At 61.9% G+C, this 15,693-nt stretch carries 18 protein-coding genes, 1 tRNA gene and 1 pseudogene; 14 read left to right on the top strand and 6 right to left on the bottom strand.

Annotation, left to right across the window (positions count from 1 at the left end):
- Position 1 precedes the first annotated feature (1 nt).
- From NVV79_RS10375 to mnhG, 4 genes are read left to right on the top strand one after another with little or no spacing between them, the layout of a single operon-like run.
- Positions 2 to 1,600, top strand: coding sequence for a monovalent cation/H+ antiporter subunit D (locus NVV79_RS10375; protein WP_303990353.1), 1,599 nt, complete (start codon positions 2 to 4; stop codon positions 1,598 to 1,600).
- Positions 1,597 to 2,079, top strand: a complete 483-nt coding sequence (locus tag NVV79_RS10380; protein ID WP_303988835.1) for a Na+/H+ antiporter subunit E — start codon at positions 1,597 to 1,599, stop codon at positions 2,077 to 2,079. The genes NVV79_RS10375 and NVV79_RS10380 overlap by 4 nt, the downstream gene beginning before the upstream one ends.
- On the top strand, positions 2,076 to 2,357 hold the full coding sequence (locus NVV79_RS10385) for a K+/H+ antiporter subunit F (RefSeq protein WP_303988838.1): 282 nt from the start codon (positions 2,076 to 2,078) through the stop codon (positions 2,355 to 2,357). The genes NVV79_RS10380 and NVV79_RS10385 overlap by 4 nt, the downstream gene beginning before the upstream one ends.
- Positions 2,354 to 2,719, top strand: coding sequence for a monovalent cation/H(+) antiporter subunit G (gene mnhG, locus NVV79_RS10390; protein ID WP_303988841.1), 366 nt, complete (start codon positions 2,354 to 2,356; stop codon positions 2,717 to 2,719). The genes NVV79_RS10385 and mnhG overlap by 4 nt, the downstream gene beginning before the upstream one ends.
- Positions 2,720 to 2,765: 46 nt before the next feature.
- Here the strand turns inward: mnhG and NVV79_RS10395 are convergent.
- Positions 2,766 to 2,842: transfer RNA gene (locus NVV79_RS10395), tRNA-Met, on the bottom strand.
- 79 nt (positions 2,843 to 2,921) lie between these two features.
- Complete coding sequence (locus NVV79_RS10400; protein ID WP_303990356.1) at positions 2,922 to 3,641, bottom strand: UdgX family uracil-DNA binding protein; 720 nt, start codon at positions 3,639 to 3,641, stop codon at positions 2,922 to 2,924.
- Between the two features lie 160 nt (positions 3,642 to 3,801).
- On the opposite strand from NVV79_RS10400, the gene NVV79_RS10405 reads away from it, so the two are divergent.
- Positions 3,802 to 4,752, top strand: a complete 951-nt coding sequence (locus tag NVV79_RS10405; RefSeq protein ID WP_303988844.1) for a ring-cleaving dioxygenase — start codon at positions 3,802 to 3,804, stop codon at positions 4,750 to 4,752.
- Positions 4,753 to 4,814: 62 nt separating this feature from the next.
- Here NVV79_RS10405 and NVV79_RS10410 read toward each other — a convergent pair whose 3' ends face one another.
- The 3 genes from NVV79_RS10410 to NVV79_RS10420 all read right to left on the bottom strand — a co-directional run bounded on the left by NVV79_RS10410 (position 4,815) and on the right by NVV79_RS10420 (position 7,405).
- Complete coding sequence (locus tag NVV79_RS10410) at positions 4,815 to 5,651, bottom strand: YfbK domain-containing protein (RefSeq protein ID WP_369684717.1); 837 nt, start codon at positions 5,649 to 5,651, stop codon at positions 4,815 to 4,817.
- The gene (locus NVV79_RS10415; protein ID WP_303988847.1) at positions 5,599 to 6,684 is read right to left on the bottom strand and encodes a VWA domain-containing protein; all 1,086 of its coding nucleotides are present in this window, start codon (positions 6,682 to 6,684) and stop codon (positions 5,599 to 5,601) included. Before NVV79_RS10415 ends, NVV79_RS10410 begins: the two co-directional genes overlap by 53 nt.
- A gap of 208 nt (positions 6,685 to 6,892) precedes the next feature.
- On the bottom strand, positions 6,893 to 7,405 hold the full coding sequence (locus NVV79_RS10420) for an RNA polymerase sigma factor (RefSeq protein WP_303990362.1): 513 nt from the start codon (positions 7,403 to 7,405) through the stop codon (positions 6,893 to 6,895).
- 149 nt (positions 7,406 to 7,554) lie between these two features.
- Here NVV79_RS10420 and NVV79_RS10425 point away from each other — a divergent pair, with 149 nt between their 5' ends.
- Complete coding sequence (locus tag NVV79_RS10425) at positions 7,555 to 7,728, top strand: hypothetical protein (RefSeq protein WP_303988849.1); 174 nt, start codon at positions 7,555 to 7,557, stop codon at positions 7,726 to 7,728.
- 178 nt (positions 7,729 to 7,906) lie between these two features.
- Here the strand turns inward: NVV79_RS10425 and mnmA are convergent.
- Positions 7,907 to 9,057, bottom strand: a pseudogene (gene mnmA / locus NVV79_RS10430) (tRNA 2-thiouridine(34) synthase MnmA).
- 244 nt (positions 9,058 to 9,301) lie between these two features.
- Here mnmA and NVV79_RS10435 point away from each other — a divergent pair.
- The 8 genes from NVV79_RS10435 to NVV79_RS10470 all read left to right on the top strand — a co-directional run bounded on the left by NVV79_RS10435 (position 9,302) and on the right by NVV79_RS10470 (position 15,676).
- On the top strand, positions 9,302 to 10,534 hold the full coding sequence (locus tag NVV79_RS10435; RefSeq protein WP_303988852.1) for a hypothetical protein: 1,233 nt from the start codon (positions 9,302 to 9,304) through the stop codon (positions 10,532 to 10,534).
- Positions 10,501 to 10,809 carry a flagellar hook-length control protein FliK gene (locus tag NVV79_RS10440; RefSeq protein WP_303990363.1) on the top strand — a complete coding sequence of 103 codons (309 nt, stop codon included), beginning with the start codon at positions 10,501 to 10,503 and terminating at the stop codon, positions 10,807 to 10,809. The genes NVV79_RS10435 and NVV79_RS10440 overlap by 34 nt, the downstream gene beginning before the upstream one ends.
- 12 nt (positions 10,810 to 10,821) lie before the next feature.
- A complete protein-coding gene (locus NVV79_RS10445) occupies positions 10,822 to 11,526 on the top strand; it encodes a flagellar hook assembly protein FlgD (protein ID WP_303988855.1) in 705 nt (234 codons plus the stop codon).
- Positions 11,527 to 11,679: 153 nt separating this feature from the next.
- On the top strand, positions 11,680 to 11,958 hold the full coding sequence (locus NVV79_RS10450) for a DUF1153 domain-containing protein (RefSeq protein ID WP_035102845.1): 279 nt from the start codon (positions 11,680 to 11,682) through the stop codon (positions 11,956 to 11,958).
- A gap of 410 nt (positions 11,959 to 12,368) precedes the next feature.
- The gene (locus NVV79_RS10455; RefSeq protein WP_303990365.1) at positions 12,369 to 13,562 is read left to right on the top strand and encodes a multidrug effflux MFS transporter; all 1,194 of its coding nucleotides are present in this window, start codon (positions 12,369 to 12,371) and stop codon (positions 13,560 to 13,562) included.
- 624 nt (positions 13,563 to 14,186) lie between these two features.
- Positions 14,187 to 14,717, top strand: a complete 531-nt coding sequence (locus NVV79_RS10460) for a hypothetical protein (RefSeq protein WP_303988875.1) — start codon at positions 14,187 to 14,189, stop codon at positions 14,715 to 14,717.
- On the top strand, positions 14,695 to 15,216 hold the full coding sequence (locus tag NVV79_RS10465; RefSeq protein ID WP_303988877.1) for a helix-turn-helix transcriptional regulator: 522 nt from the start codon (positions 14,695 to 14,697) through the stop codon (positions 15,214 to 15,216). The genes NVV79_RS10460 and NVV79_RS10465 overlap by 23 nt, the downstream gene beginning before the upstream one ends.
- Positions 15,200 to 15,676 carry a hypothetical protein gene (locus NVV79_RS10470; RefSeq protein WP_303988880.1) on the top strand — a complete coding sequence of 159 codons (477 nt, stop codon included), beginning with the start codon at positions 15,200 to 15,202 and terminating at the stop codon, positions 15,674 to 15,676. Before NVV79_RS10465 ends, NVV79_RS10470 begins: the two co-directional genes overlap by 17 nt.
- Positions 15,677 to 15,693: the final 17 nt, after the last annotated feature.

Raw genomic sequence — 15,693 nt, forward strand, 5'->3', positions numbered from 1 at the left:
GATGGAAAGCCTGTTCGCCCACATCGCCATCCTGCCCATCGTGCTGCCGATGCTGGCCGGCATCGTGCTGGTGCTGATCGAAGATCGTCATCACCGGACCAAGCTGGTCATCGATATCGTCGCCACCGTTCTGCTGCTTGTCGTGGCGCTGGCGCTGCTGGTCAACGTCAACAATGGCGGACCGAACCTCAGCACCTACCGGCTCGGCGACTGGCCGGTGCCGTTCGGCATCGTGCTGGTGGCTGATCCTTTGGCCGCGCTCATGGTGCTGCTGACCGCTATCCTGGCGCTGAGCACGATCGTCTTTTCGGTCGCCCGCTGGCACCGCGCCGGCTCGCATTTCCACAGCCTGTTCCAGCTTTTGCTGATGGGGCTGAACGGGGCCTTTCTCACCGGCGACCTGTTCAATCTCTTCGTGTTCTTTGAAGTGCTGCTGGCCGCGTCCTACGGCCTAATGCTGCATGGCTCGGGTACGGTGCGGATCAAGGCTGGCCTGCACTATATCGCCGTCAACCTGGCCACCTCGTCGCTGTTCCTGATCGGCGTGAGCCTCATCTATGGGGTGACCGGCACGCTCAACATGGCCGACCTGGCGCACCGCATTCCGCTGATCCCCGAAGAGAGCCGCATGCTGTTCGAGGCTGGCGCCGCGATCCTGGGCATCGCCTTCCTGGTCAAGGCCGGCATGTGGCCGCTGAGCTTCTGGCTGCCGACCACCTATGCGGCGGCCAGCCCGCCGGTGGCGGCGATGTTCGCCATCATGAGCAAGGTCGGCATCTATGTGGTGCTGCGGCTGTCATTGCTGCTGTTCGGCGAAGGCGCAGCGGCGCATCCGGGCGAACAATGGCTGCTCTATGGTGGCATAGCGACCATAGCCTTCGGCACTGTCGGCGTGCTGTCCTCGCAGGCAACGGCCCGCATGGCAGCGTTCTGCGTATTGGTATCGTCGGGCACGCTGCTGGCCATGATCGGCTACGAGAATGCCGGGGTGACCGCCGGTGCGCTCTATTACCTCGTCAGCTCGACGCTCGCCCTTTCCTGTATGTTTCTCCTTGCCGAACTGGTGGAGCGCGGCCGCAGCAGCGAAGCGGACGTCCTGGCCGTGACGCTCGAGGCATTCGGTGACGACGAGGAGCCGGCTCACGACGAAGAGATCGGCATTGCCACCCCGCTGACCCTGGCCATGCTGGGCATCGCCTTTCTGTGCTGCGCGCTGGTGATTGCCGGCATGCCGCCATTCTCGGGCTTCATCGCCAAATTCGCCATGATCGGTGCCGTGCTCAATCCGCAGGGGTTGGGCGCGAGCGTCGGCATCTCCATCACGAGCTGGGTGCTGGTGGCGCTGCTGATCATTTCGGGGCTGGCAGCGACCATCGCCATGCTGCGTGCGGGCATCAATATTTTCTGGGTAACATTCGACGGCGAAGTGCCGCGCGTCAGCATTGCAGAAATGCTGCCGGTTCTGCTGCTGCTCGGGCTCTGCGTGATATTGACCGTGCTGGCCGGCCCGGCCATGGGCTATATGCAGGCCACTGCGCAATATCTGCACGTGCCGACCGACTATGTCGGCGCCTTGCTCGGTGAGGGGGGCATGCCATGAGACGCCTGCTGCCCTATCCCCTGCTTTGGGCCGGCCTCTTTGCCATGTGGCTGCTGCTCGCCGGCAGCCTCGCACCGGGACAGATACTGCTCGGCGCCATTATCGCCACCCTTGCCTGCCGGGCCGTTGTGCTGCTCGATCCGCCCAAGGCGCGCATGCGCCGGCCGGGCACTATCCTGCGGCTGATCGGCACTCTAATCGTCGATATCGTGGTGTCCAACATTGCCGTGCTCAGGCTGATCCTGAGCGGCCGGCAGCCGCGCTCTGCATTCGTGACGATCCCCCTCGATCTGGAAGACCCGAACGGCCTCGCCATCCTGTCAGGCATCGTCACCGCCACACCGGGCAGCGCCTGGATCCACTATGACTCGATCCTGCACAGCGTAACGATCCATATTCTGGATACCGAGGATCCGGAGGCCTGGGCCGCAACGCTCAGACGCGATTACGAACAGCGGCTGGTGGAGATTTTCCAATGAGTGCGAGCATCATCTTCTGGGCGGTATCGGCAGCGCAGGTCATGCTGGCGCTGGCCATGGCGGCGGCCTGCTGGCGGTTGCTGCGCGGCCCCCGCGCGCAGGATCGCGTGCTGGCCGTGGACAGCCTCTATCTCAGCGCCATGCTTCTGCTGGTCACGGTCGGTATCCGCACCGAAAGCCTGTTCTATTTCGAGGCCGCCCTGGTGATCGGCATGCTCAGCTTCGTCTCCACAGTGGCGCTAGCCAAGTTCCTCATGCGCGGCGAGGTGATCGAATGAGCGCATTGTCGGCACTTCCCGAATGGGCGGCGATACTGGTCGCGATACTGGTCCTGGCTGGCGCCGCCATCACCCTGATCGGCACGGTCGGGCTGATCCGGTTCCCCACCTTCTACATGCGCATCCACGCGCCGACCTTGGGCAGTAGCCTGGGCGCCGCGCTAGTGTTGCTCGCATCCTCGCTGTATTTCTCGATCGCGCTCGCACGGCCCATGCTGCACGAAGTACTGATCTTCGCATGCATCATCGTCACCACCCCGATCACCCTGATGCTTCTCGCCCGCTCGGCGCTCTATCGCGACAGGGCGGAGGGAAATGACGGCATACCGGCCATCGAACCGGTCAACCGCGACGACAACTGACGCATGCCTGAAAAACAAAAACCCCCGGTTTCCCGGGGGTTTAAAATGGTAGCGAAGCCCAGATTTGAACTGGGGACACACGGATTATGATTCCGCTGCTCTAACCAACTGAGCTACTCCGCCCCAAGGGGCAGCACGGGTTTCCCCGAGCGACGCGCACTAACTAAGTTTAGCGCGGCGCGGTGTCAAGCACCAGAGGACCTCAATGTCGTCGCCCGGCAGGGCTGGCCACGGCATCGCGCACCATTGCCAGATCGGCCTCGAATTTTGCCTGTTCCAGCGCCCGCGCCTCGGGGTCGCGGATACGCAGCAGATAGGATGGATGATTGGTGACGAAAAGCGTGGTTCCGTCCGCCAGCGTCATCGGTGTCCCGCGCAGCCTGCCGATGGTGACGCCCTTGCCGAGCAGGCTTTGCGCAGCCGTGGCGCCCAGCGCGACGATGACCCTGGGCCGCACGAAACCGACCTCGAGGTTGAGCCAGAATTTGCAGGCCTGGATTTCGCCGGCATCTGGTCGCTGATGCAGTCGGCGCTTGCCGCGTGGCGTGAATTTGAAATGCTTGACTGCATTGGTGACATAGACACGGGCGCGATCGATACCGACCTTCTCCACCGCCTCATCCAGCACGCGTCCCGCCGGCCCGACAAAGGGCCTTCCGGCCAGGTCTTCCCGATCGCCGGGCTGTTCGCCGACGAACATCACTTCGGCCCGCTCCGGCCCTTCGCCAAACACCGCCTGCGTCGCATCCTTGTAGAGCGGACAGCGCCGGCAGCCCTGCACAGCCGCCCGCGCCTCGGCGAGGCTGGCAATGTCTTCATAGTCCTCTTCGGCAATGGTCGCACCACGCCGACGGCGCGCGACCTGCTGGTTTTTTTCGGGGTGAACGGTCATCATCGCCTCCATCGCTTCATGACAAGCAATGACTTCCGAGCGGTAGCGGTTGCGTTGCCGTGATCCACGTCAATCGTTCACGAATCGATATCAGTCTGTCGGAATTGTAGCGCTGCCAAATCCGTCGTGGGTCCATTACATTTTGGTCAACACAAGGCGCGACACCAGCGCCACTTCAGGAGACACGATCATGACCATCGAACTCGGAGGCATTCATCACCTCACAGCGGTTACAGCAGAGGCGAAGCAGAACCTGGCCTTCTATACCAAGACTCTGGGCATGCGGCTGATCAAGAAGACGGTCAACCAGGACGACACCACGGCCTATCACCTGTTCTATGGCGACGGCGTGGCCTCGCCCGGCGCCGACCTGACCTTCTTCGATTTCCCCGCCGCCCGCGAACAGCGCGGCAACCACACGGTCGGCCGCACCGGCCTGCGCGTCGATAGCGAGGACAGCCTCAACTGGTGGAAGAACCACCTGCAGGAGCACAATGTCGGCACGTCAGCCATCAAGGAACGCAATGGCCAGCTCTCGCTCGATTTCGAGGATTTCGAAGGCCAGCGCTTCCGCATGGTGATCGACAGCGCCAACAAGGTCGTGCCCTGGGCCAAGTCGCCCGTGCCGGCAGAGCGGCAGATCATCGGCTTGGGGCCGATCACCCTGTCGGTGCCGCGGCTCGACCGCACCGAGCGCGTGCTGACCGAGGTCATGAACATGCGCAAGGTGCGCGAATATACCATGACCAGCCATACGCCCGAGACCCATGTCTACGAAATGGGCCCCGGCGGCCCCGGCGCCGAACTGCATGTGGTGGTCGATCCTGCCCTGGCTCCGGCCCGACCCGGCGCCGGTGGCGTCCATCACGTCGCCTTCCGTACGCCGGACCAGGACAGTCTGCGCCAGTGGATCGAGCGGGTCGGCCGCGCCGGCCTGCGCAATAGTGGGGAGGTGGAGCGCTTCTACTTCACCTCGCTCTATTTCCGCGAGCCCAACGGCATCCTGTTCGAGATTGCCACCGACGTGCCCGGCTTTGCCGCTGACGAGCCGATGGAAACGCTCGGGGAGAGCCTGGCTTTACCGCCTTTCCTCGAAGGGCGTCGGGCGAGTATCGAGGCGGGTTTGAAGCCGCTGGTTTAAAAACAAAGGCCGGGAGCAATCCCGGCCTTTCTACCACGCCTCATGTTGTGGCTAAGCTCTGCCTACTCGCACGCCTCACTACTCGCGCTGACATCGCACCGATCGCTAGCCGTATCCGGCTTCAGCAGGCTGGCCGTCTGCACCAGTTGGATGAATTCGGCACGATAGCCGCTCTCATCGTCGCCCTTGCCCGAACGGGCCAGGGCTTCGATTTCGTCCCAATCGATGGCCGAGCCATAATTGGACCCCTTGAGCTTCTGCCCGAAAGCGGCCACGGCCGCGGCAAAGCGCATGTCGTCGCTGACTTCGCCGATATCGCCGTAGACCACTTCCGGCGTTACCGGCTGTTCGATCAACTGGCTGACATCGCTGTTCGGCAGCTTGTAGCGCATGCGCAGGAACGCGATCTCGTCATCGCTGCCGGTATCAGCCTGGGCGCCATAGCGTAGTGGGTCGATCAGTTCGCCGCCCGAACCAACCGGGGTGATCTCATAGATCGCTGTCACCGTGTGGCCAGCGCCGATATCGCCGGCATCCACCGCGTCATTGTTGAAATCCTCGCGGTTGAGCGCGCGGGTCTCATAGCCGATCAGCCGGTATTCGCTGACTGCGGCCGGGTTGAACTCGACCTGGATCTTCACATCCTTGGCGATCATGTCGAGCGTGCCGCCCATTTCCTCGACCAGCACCTTCTGGGCCTCGCGGAAGCTGGAAATGTAGCTGGCATTGCCATTGCCGTTCTGCGCCAGCGCCTGCATCGTCGCATCATCGAGATTGCCGCGGCCGAAGCCCAGCACCGACAGCGTCGTTCCGCTATCGCGCCTGGCCTTGATGAAGTCCTCGAGGTCATCGGGGTTGTCGATGCCGACATTGAAATCGCCATCGGTCGCCAGGATCACGCGATTCGTGCCCCCGGCCACCCGACCCTGCTCGGCCAGCCGATAGGCCAGCTCGATCCCCGCCGCGCCCGCCGTGCTGCCGCCGGCCGCAAGCTGGTCCAGCGCCCCGGAGAATCTTCGCCTTTTCCGTCGCCACGGTCGGCTCCAGCACCACGCCGGCCGAGCCGGCATAGACCACGATGGACACGGTATCATTGGCCGAGAGCTGGTCGACCAGCAGGCCAAAGGCACGCTTGAGCAGCGGCAGCTTGTCCGCCTCGTCCATCGAGCCTGACGTATCGATCAGGAAGACCAGGTTGCTCGGCTTGTCCTCGCCGGCATCGGGCACATAGCCCTTGATGCCGATCTGCAGCAATTGCGTCTTCGGATTCCACGGCGTCGGATAGACGCCAATCGTCGGCTTGAACGGCACCTGGGCGCTGTCGGCGGCCGGATAGGCATAGGGGAAATAGTTGATCATCTCTTCGATGCGCACCGCATCGGGCTCGGGCACATAGCCATCTTCCAGCATACGGCGCACATAGGAATAGCTGGCCGTGTCCACGTCGATCGAAAAGGTCGAAACCGGCTCCTCGGCCACCGCCTTGAGGCGCTGTTCGTCGAAGCTGGTAAAGGCGTCGCCGCTGGGCTGCGGCTGCATGGCGATCGACGGCATCGGCGCGGGCGAAGGCATGTAGAGCGCCTCGCTTTCCGCCATCCGGGCGGCAGGGGCCGCGCCAATCGACATCTGCTGCTTGGGAACGATACCGGCATTGCCGCCCGCCTGGGGCGCCACCGCATCCCGCGCTATATCGCTATCGGCAAGGCTATCATTCACCGGCGTCGGTTCCGGCGCAGTGACAGTTGTGCTGGTCGCGGGCGTCTCAGCCAGCTCTTCGGTCGCGGCCAGTTCGGTTGGTGGCTCGACCAGTGCCGGCTGCTGCACGGCGACACCGGTCGGCGCCGTCATCGAGGTGGTCGAATAGAGCTGATAGCCAAGCGGCAGGACCAGCAGGGCAATGGCGGCAGTGCCGATGGGGAGACGCATGTCCATGATCGTTTTCCCTTTCCAGGAAGTGATGATGGACGTGAGACGCTGGCCCCAGTGATTTCCTTGGGACGCGGTTTCGTTTTTTTTTCTGCGCGGCCTCGAAGGCCGCCACACCAGCCGCCAGCGCACGCTTTTTTCGCCTCGGCGCGCGGATCGGGCGCGGCTGTGCCTTTGAGCCTGTTCAGTGGATCGTCATGCATATTGTCATCGCTCATAGCAGCCCCCTCAGGGTCTTGCGCGCCTCATGCACGTGCCAGGAGACCGTGGCCTCGCGCACGCCCATGATTTCGGCCGCCGCCGCATGGCTCAATTCCTCCGCATAGACCAGCAGCACCGCGTCGCGCTGCTTTTCCGGCAATTGCCGCACCGCCGCCCAGAGCTGGCGACTGGTTGCCGCCTCTTCCTGCTCGGCCGGCTGGTCCTCGGGCACTATCTCGGCATAGGCATCGGCATATTTGCCCCGCCTCTTGCCGGCCCGTTGCATGTCGCGCACCGCATTGAGCGTGATCCGGTAGACCCAACTCGAAAAGGCGCTGCGTCCATCGAAGCCTGATATGGCGCTGCCCAGCTTCACGCAGACATCCTGCGCGACATCCTCGGCATCGGTGCGGTTGCCGCACCATTTCCAGGCCGTGCGATGGATGAGGTCATAGTGGTCCTCGATCAGCTCGGCAAAAGCCTCGGCATCGCCATTCTGCGCGCGCGCGACCAGCGCCCGCGTCACCGCCTGCGCCGCCTCGATCGGAGCTGCGGCAGTCAGTCCCATCACCAAGCCATGCACCCGTGCCTACCTTTGGCGCTATTGTAATGGTAAGACGGCGCCCGAAACGCGATCCTTGGGTCGTATGCGCAGATTTATTTTTGAGGCCGATGATGGACGAACCCAAGCTGAGCCCTTTCGCGCTGACCCGCTCGCGCATCGTCCTGCTGGTGCTCGGCGCCATCCTGGTGCTGATCGCCATCTCGACAGCCATGGGCGGCCTGTCTTCCTATCAGGAACTCAAGGAAGCCAGCGCCGCGGCGCAAGCAGAGACATCAGCACAATAGTCCGGGCTTCCCCTCTCCCCTTGCGGGGAGAGGGATAGAAAATCTGCGTTCAGCAGATTTGCGAGGGTGAGGGGTGCTGCGCCCTCCCATGCTTCAATACACCTGGAGATAACCCCTCATCCGCCCTTCGGGCACCTTCTCCCGCGAGGGGAGAAGGTGGCATGGTGGCTGTGGCGCGTTACGCCGCAAACACCTGCGGCACGGCCTCGGCGATAAAGCCGCCGCCCCACACTTCGGACGTGGCGGTATCGTCGGCATAGAACACGCAGGCCTGCCCCGGCGAAATGCCGTATTCGCCTGATACCAGGGTCACGAACACCTCGCCATCCCGGCTCTGGATCACCGCCGGCTGCGGCCCGCGGGTCGAACGCACCTTGACCTCGACCGGGGCGCCGTTGCCTGTGCTCATCTCGCCGAGCGGCCTGGCACCCAGCCAGTTCACGTCGCGCAGGCGCACCGTATGGGTCTTGAGCGCCTCGCGCGGACCGACGATCACGCGGCCCGTCTTGTGCTCGAGCTTGACCACGTAGAGCGGCTCGCCCGCGGCCACGCCCAGCCCCTTGCGCTGACCGATCGTGTAATTGACGATCCCTTCATGCGTGCCCAGCACACGGCCATCGAGGTGGACGATCTCGCCACGTGCCACCGCCTCTGGATGCATCTTGCGAATGATGTCGGCATACTTGCCCTGCGGCACGAAGCAGATGTCCTGGCTATCGTGCTTGTCGGCGATTTCGAGCCCCATGTCGCGGGCCAGTTCGCGCACCTCGACCTTGCTCATGCCGCCCAGCGGAAAGCGCAGATAGTCGAGCTGCTCCTGCGTGGTGGCAAACAGGAAATAGGTCTGGTCGCGCTCGGCATCGACCGGGCGGAACAACTGCCGCCTGCCGTCTTCGCCCAGCCGGGACTGGACGTAATGGCCGGTGGCCAGCACGTCGGCGCCGAGGTCGCGCGCCACCTCCATCAGGTCGACGAACTTGACCGACTGGTTGCAGGCAATGCACGGCACCGGCGTCTCGCCCTGCTGATAGGCATTGGCGAAAGGCGCAATCACACTCTTCTTGAAGCGCTCTTCGTAGTCGAGCACGTAATGGGGAATGCCCAAAGCCGCCGCCACGCGGCGCGCATCGTGGATATCCTGCCCGGCGCAGCAGGCGCCCTTGCGGTGGATGGCCTCGCCATGATCGTAAAGCTGGAGGGTGACGCCGACGACGTCATAGCCCTGGCGGGCCAGCAGGCCGGCAACGACCGAGGAATCCACGCCCCCGACATCGCGACGACGACGCGCGTGTCTTCGGGACGCTTGGCAATATCAAGCGAGTTCAGCATCTTTCCAGTATCCGGTTGGGTTCAAGGGCCAGCGGACGAATTGAATTCGGGCTTCTACGCCTTTCCCTCGCCCCTCGCAACATTTGCCCGGCAGCTTTTGCCGCCTGCGCCTGCCAGCCGCTCGGCAGGCCGAGCTCGATCAGAACCAAGCAATTGAATTATAACGATTTTTCTATCAGCGCCAACTTGGCACCGGGCTTGCATCACTCTTGTCGGATTAGTCTCTTTGTTATGGGGCGCCTTCGTGGCATCACATCTGACCGTTACGACCACCACTGCCGGCGTCAGCAACAGCAAGAGCCTCAGCGCCTCTGCCGGCGCCGAAGGCCCGACCGACGTCTTTGCAGCTTTGCTCGGCACCGCCGCCCCCAAGACGAATACGGAAACACCGAAATCCTCCGAAGCCGGCCTCGGGCTCGGCAACGTAGTCAATCTGTCGCTCGGCTTCGGGGACGAAGGCGAGCAGGAGCAGGAGTCTGCCGACGCCGTGGCCGCCGCCATCGACGCGGTCGTGCCCTTCCCGGGCGCGATGGAGGCCGTACCTGCTCTCGCCGACATCGCCAATACCCTGGCCGACCTCCAGGCCAGGCTCGATGCCGGCGAAGCGCTCGATCCCGAAACGCTGAAACAGCTCGAAGCCGCGCTGGCCGACCTGGCCGCGACGCTCGATATCGATCTCGATGCCCTACCCTCGCTCGATGACCTCACCGCGCTCGTCACCGATATCCAGCCCGATGACACCAGCTTTGCCGCGCGCCTGACCGCCGCCTTCGGGCCTATTGCCGAAACCCTGTTCAGCGGCTCGGCTGCGCCAGAGGCGGATGCGGACCTCTCGGCGCTGATCAAATCGATCGGCGAAAAGCTCGCTGCCTTGCTTTCCTCACTCAACAATGGCGGGCTTGAAGCCGATCGCATGGCGCAGCTCGAACTCGCGGCCAATGCCGATACCGACCTCGAAGCTGCCCTCGCCCGACTGCTCAAGCCTACGGTCACCGTCGATGCCAGCGCCGCCGCGCCGGCATTGGCTACGCCCGAACTCAAGCTGACCGAACCCGCCCTGACCGGGAAGGCCAGCGCCACACCGGACACTGCCGAAACGCCCGACGCACCGAAGCCGGCCTCGACCATTGCCGATACAGGCGGCAAACCTGCCGATCGCGGCGACACGGCGCCCAATGACAGGAAGCCGGCGGACAACCGTCCGCTCGCCGCTACGGTCGACAAGCAGCCCGATGCGCAGGCCAATCCACAGCCGGTCCAGGCGGCCCGCGTCGATATCGTGGCCGCGCCGCGCGTGGTGCAGGCCGGCTACCAGACCAGCCAGCAGCAGCTCAACCTGCCCCAGTTGGCCTTCGAGATCGTCCGCCAGGTCAATGATGGCAATACCCGCTTCCAGATCGTCTCGATCCGCCCGAACTGGGCCGCATCGACGTCAAGCTCGATATCGACAAATCAGGCCAGGTCCATGCCCGGCTGACCGTGGAAAAGGCCGAAACACTCGACCTGATGCAGCGCGACCAGCGCGGCCTGGAACGCGCCCTGCAGCAGGCCGGCCTCGACGGCGCCAAGACCAATCTCGAATTCTCGCTCAAGCAGAACCCCTTCAGCGGGCAACAGGGGCAGGACGGCAGCGATGGCCGTACCCCGCTCTTCGGCGACGAGGTCTCGGCCGAGGCCGACGACATTGCGCCCCCCACAGTCAACCTCTACCGCGGCAGTCTCAGTGCCAGCGGCGTCAACATCATCGCGTAAGGAGCAGGTGCCATGGCAGTCGATGGCGTTTCGGGCAGTTCAAGCACCAGCCAGATGGCGAGTTCGCGCTCGACCATCGCGGACAATTTCGACACGTTCCTCAACATCCTGACGACCCAGCTCAAGAACCAGAATCCGCTGGACCCGCTGGATACCAATCAGTTCACCGCCCAACTGGTGCAGTTCACCGGCGTCGAGCAACAGCTCAAGACCAACGATTTCCTCGAAACGCTGATGCTGTCGAGCCAGAATACCGCCAAGTCCGACGCCGTCTCCTATATCGGCAAGGAAGTGACGTCATCGGGCCGGACGGGCGAGCTCACCAAGGCCAATGCCGTATTCTGGGCCTATAGCGCCGCAGCCAATGCCGCCAACGCCACCGTCACCATCAAGGATGCCACCGGCCAGACCGTCTATACCGAGACCGGCCCCCTCAGCGCCGGCCCCGGTACGTTCCGCTGGGATGGCATGGGCAGCGACGGCAACCTGAAGCCGAACGGCGTCTATACGATCGACATCCAGGGCACAGATGCCAACGGCCAGATCGTCAGGATCAGCACCGCTTCGATCGGCGTCGTGACCGCCGTCGACTTCACCGGCGACGTGCCGCTGCTGACGGTGGGCTCACGCCGCGTGGCGATTACCGACGTGACCGACGTGCGTATCCCCGATGTGACCGCGCCGGTGGATCCGGAACTGGATGAAGAGGCGACCTGATCATCGGGCGGCCGACGGCAGTCTTCGGACAAGTCGATTCAATGCCTTGAAATCCAAGACCATTCTTAACCTGTTGTAAGTTTCCCCTTAGTCGAATTTTAAGGCCGTTGGCCTACTCTCTTCCTCATATGGTCAGGTTGAGTAGAGAGTAAAATGACCGTACAGATGCGACCTCGCGTTAAGTACGTTATCGGACCGGACGGTAGTCCGCTCACGATTGCAGACCTTCCTCCCGCCAATACGCGGAGGTGGGTCATCCGCCGTAAAGCCGAAGTCGTCGCTGCTGTGCGCGGCGGGCTGCTCAGCCTCGAAGAGGCGTGCGACCGCTATACGCTGAGCGTCGACGAATTCCTCAACTGGCAGGCCGCCATCGACAAACATGGCCTTGCCGGTCTGCGGACCACCTGGATTCAGCACTACCGCGAAGGGTGAGGCGCGGCCCGTAGGGACAAATCGTTCCGGTGGAACGATTTGAGCGTCGAACGCCCTGAGCCTTGCGAAGGGCCGGTAGCCGAATTCAGTATAGTTTCAAAGCCCGCCGGGGAAACTCGGCGGGCTTTGTGTTTTCAACATTGGACTGGCGGTGGGGGAGGAAAGGCAACTGTCTGGTTCTGGCGTAGATGAGCCGTAGCCTGCCCTTCTCGCCAAAAGCCTATGTTGACCAGATACAGGTGACGGCCTACCAATTGCTGCATGAAGATTGAAAAAGGCCTTGTTGTAGTAGGTGGGCGCATGGGCACGGCAGCGTAGCTGTCAGGCGAAAGCACCCATGCGCGATAAATCCAGCCCCAAGCGGGGCTTTTTTATTGCCCGTCCACTCTTCAAGTTTAGCGGTCATCATTGTGCGAACTGCATCATCCAAGCCTCGTCTTTCGACACTGATCCTGTTGTCGGCACTCGCCATTCTACCGATCAATTTCTTTCTCCCGTCACTGCCAGGCATGGCCACCGAGTTCGATGTTCCCTACGGGATCATGGGCCTTTCCCTGGCAGCCTATGCTGGGGTGTCGGCGTGCCTTCAACTTGTTCTTGGTCCGCTTTCTGACCGGCTCGGTCGCCGCCCGGTGATCCTTTGGGCACTGGCGATTTTCATCGTCGCGACGATCGGATGCGCCATGGCTCCCGATGCGTGGACCTTCCTCGCCTGCCGGATGGTCCAGGCCATAATTGCCCCGACATATGCGGTGTCGCTTGCCACTATCCGCGACACCACCAGCAGGGAGCAGGCCGCAGGTCAGTTTGGCTATCTGGCCATGGCGTGGGCCATAGCGCCCATGCTCGGGCCAATGGTTGGTGGACTGCTGGATCAGGCGTTCGGCTGGAGAGCCAGCTTCTATATGCTCGCATGCTTCGGAGCTGCGGTTCTGGTCTTGTGCTGGACCGATCTGAACGAAACGAACCATACGCCCTCAAACACGATGGCCGAACAGTATCGGGCCTATCCTGAACTTCTCGGCTCGAAGCGCTTCTGGGCATACTGCATCTGCATGGCCTTCTCGGTTGGCGCCTTCTACGCCTTCCTTGCCGGTGCCCCGCTGGCCGCTTCGGCCTTTGATCTGTCGCCAGCGGTTCTGGGTCTTTACATGGGCTCGATTACCGGTGGCTTCATGGCCGGCAGCTTTCTCGCCGGGCGGCTTGCCGGCAGGATACCCATGACCACCATATTGGTTGCCGGACGAATCGTGGCCTGCGCCGGCCTGCTATTCGGCCTCGTCCTGTATGTTGCGGGCATCGGGCATGTACTGGCATTGTTCGGGCCCTGCCTGTTTGTTGGTGTGTCGAACGGCCTTACGCAACCGAGCGCTAACGTTGGAGCGATTTCTGTGCGCTCGACCCAGACGGGAAGTGCCGCTGGTTTGGCCGGTGCGATTACGGTCGCTGGTGCCTCCACCATGGCTGCGTTCGCGGGCGCGGTTTTGACCGAAGAGAATGCTCAGCCTGGCCTGTTCCTCGTAATGTTAGCCTCAGCGACCGTTGCCCTAAGCGCAGCCCTACTCGCCCGAAATCTCGAGAGCGCTGCGCCCAGTTCAACATAATCGAGGCAGAACCCGCCAACGTCTGTTCAATCCTCCGCACATCCTGTCGCTTCGGTTCCGGACGGCCCCCGCACGAACGTGGCTTATGGCTGTTTTGGGTGGGTTGCGCACGGGCTGCTTTCGGTAGTCTTGGGTGCCAAAAGCTGCCGATCCTAACTACCAGTGGACTGTGTTAGGGTCGACCGCAGCGGTACCGATGGTCGGCCTTCCCAATGGATCCATCTGTGAAGCCAGATTAATTGCGGCCGGTACACCTGCGCGTAACCACAGCATGGCGGCTTCTTTGGTTGAAAAGCAGGCGCCTCGCTCGGCGGCCTGAGAAACCCGGTGTGTGTATCTTGGCTTGTGCCGGTTCCGCTCCATCCACAGGACTGTGCATAACGTCTGAAATAAATTTTTTGCCTGTTGTTTGAACGTTGTGACGGAAATCTGCGTGCAATTGCATGAGGTTAGTTTGTGCTGATCCAGAAGGGGTGTGGAGCGCAAATTGGCTCCCTCAGAGTCAAGCCCCCTTTTGCAGATAAGGCAGTATCCAAATCAAAATCGACGGTATTACTAATTAGCTCCGACTTAACCACAAAGCGGTTCGCATGAGTCCCCCGCGAACGTTGGAGCGAAGAAAAGTTGACTTTTCCCGCAACTTCCCCCCTTCTAGCAGAAATCGCCGTAGCACACGGACTCGTTCGTGTTCAGGCGGCGACCGGTGGAAATGAAAAGCGCCAGCTTTGGATGACACCATCTGCGTACCAGCTACTAAACGGAGAATCCGATGCCTTCTTCCCGGCCTTCGCTTTTTCCAGAGTGGTCGAAATGTTTATCCTCGGGTTCCTCATGCGGGTTAGTCTACTCGGCGACCCAACAGCGAAGAAACCGGACTTTGAGCTTCTCCATACCTACGACGAAATATGGATGCTTTGCTGCCGGAAACCGCGGTCGCAGCAGTATCGCTTTTTCGGGCGATTCACTGCGGAGGGCGAGTTTGTCGTTCTCTTTGGGCGGACCCGCAAGTCTCTCGAAGGTGAAGGATACAACGTGGCCGTTCAGGCGTTCCTAGAAGCCTGGCAGCATATGTTTGGCAACCACGACTGCTATCGCGCGGAGACGTGTGAGGCGTATCTGGGTGGAGTGGTGAATGATGTCGATGAAGAACAGTAACGCAAAGAAGTCGGAAAACCTCCAGCTTGAGGTCTTTAAGAGCGGCATCGTCAGCATGCTCTATTCGCTTTTTACCGCAAGGAAGAAGCAGGCTTCCGCTCGCGGTGAAAAGTACCTCATGCAGACGCTCGCCGATGACGCGTGCATGGACAAATCTCAGCTGTCGCGTTGGTTTAATGGAGACTCAACACCCAATTGGCGCGTGTCGTCACTGTACGACCTGTGCGAGGCCATGGACGGCGAGCTGCGGATTTCTGTCGTCGACAAGCATACGGGGCTCGTCCACTCGCCCTCAGGCGTCGAGAAGGTCGTCACGCCCGCTCGCTCCCACGCTACCACCTTCAACTACACGGTGATGGACTTTGCCTTCATGCAAGACCGTGGGGCAATAACAATGACGAAGTGCCGTTTTACACAGTCGAGCGCGGTCGTAGACGGACGACAGCTTGATGGTCAGGTCATTGCGCTTATTGGGGGTTCGCGTGCAGGAGTTGCATAGCTATGCGGTCTTTTGTGATGACGTTCGCTCGGAAGCAAACGGCAAGAACTTCTTTGTCGGCGTCTATCAGGACAGCATGTTCTTCGAGGCCCCGGCCCCGTGGGCGCTGCCGACGTTCTCGGTACACATAGTGCTGAGAGAGCCACTAGTGATGCCTGTGCCCGAGGTCACAATCAGTATTGAAACGCAGACAGCGTCGGGGAGAAATGTGCTATGGACGGCCACTCATCCGCCTAGCCAGGACATTCAATTCTTCCGTCACCGTTTTTCGTTCGAGGACCAGACTGACGAGCGAAAGGCTCTCGTCTCACGCTTCAACGTTCAATTTGCTCCGCTAATTTTCGAGGAAGAAACGCGTATCGAGGTGAAGGTGAAAATGGGAGACAGTGAGCCCAAAATCATCGACCGGCTTCGCATATCTTCACAGCAGCCGGAGGGTAAGCCGCTGTCTGAGGCTTAATCTTCCGCTAAGAGCTT

The sequence above is a fragment of the Devosia ginsengisoli genome (assembly GCF_024707105.1).
Lineage (GTDB): Bacteria > Pseudomonadota > Alphaproteobacteria > Rhizobiales > Devosiaceae > Devosia > Devosia ginsengisoli_A.

Coding starts and splice junctions, on each gene's coding strand:
- NVV79_RS10375 (WP_303990353.1), top strand. CDS start 2: ATGGAAAGCCTGTTCGCCCACATCGCCATCCTGCCCATCGTGCTGCCG.
- NVV79_RS10380 (WP_303988835.1), top strand. CDS start 1,597: ATGAGACGCCTGCTGCCCTATCCCCTGCTTTGGGCCGGCCTCTTTGCC.
- NVV79_RS10385 (WP_303988838.1), top strand. CDS start 2,076: ATGAGTGCGAGCATCATCTTCTGGGCGGTATCGGCAGCGCAGGTCATG.
- mnhG (WP_303988841.1), top strand. CDS start 2,354: ATGAGCGCATTGTCGGCACTTCCCGAATGGGCGGCGATACTGGTCGCG.
- NVV79_RS10405 (WP_303988844.1), top strand. CDS start 3,802: ATGACCATCGAACTCGGAGGCATTCATCACCTCACAGCGGTTACAGCA.
- NVV79_RS10415 (WP_303988847.1), bottom strand. CDS start 6,684: ATGGACATGCGTCTCCCCATCGGCACTGCCGCCATTGCCCTGCTGGTC.
- NVV79_RS10425 (WP_303988849.1), top strand. CDS start 7,555: ATGGACGAACCCAAGCTGAGCCCTTTCGCGCTGACCCGCTCGCGCATC.
- NVV79_RS10445 (WP_303988855.1), top strand. CDS start 10,822: ATGGCAGTCGATGGCGTTTCGGGCAGTTCAAGCACCAGCCAGATGGCG.
- NVV79_RS10450 (WP_035102845.1), top strand. CDS start 11,680: ATGACCGTACAGATGCGACCTCGCGTTAAGTACGTTATCGGACCGGAC.
- NVV79_RS10465 (WP_303988877.1), top strand. CDS start 14,695: ATGATGTCGATGAAGAACAGTAACGCAAAGAAGTCGGAAAACCTCCAG.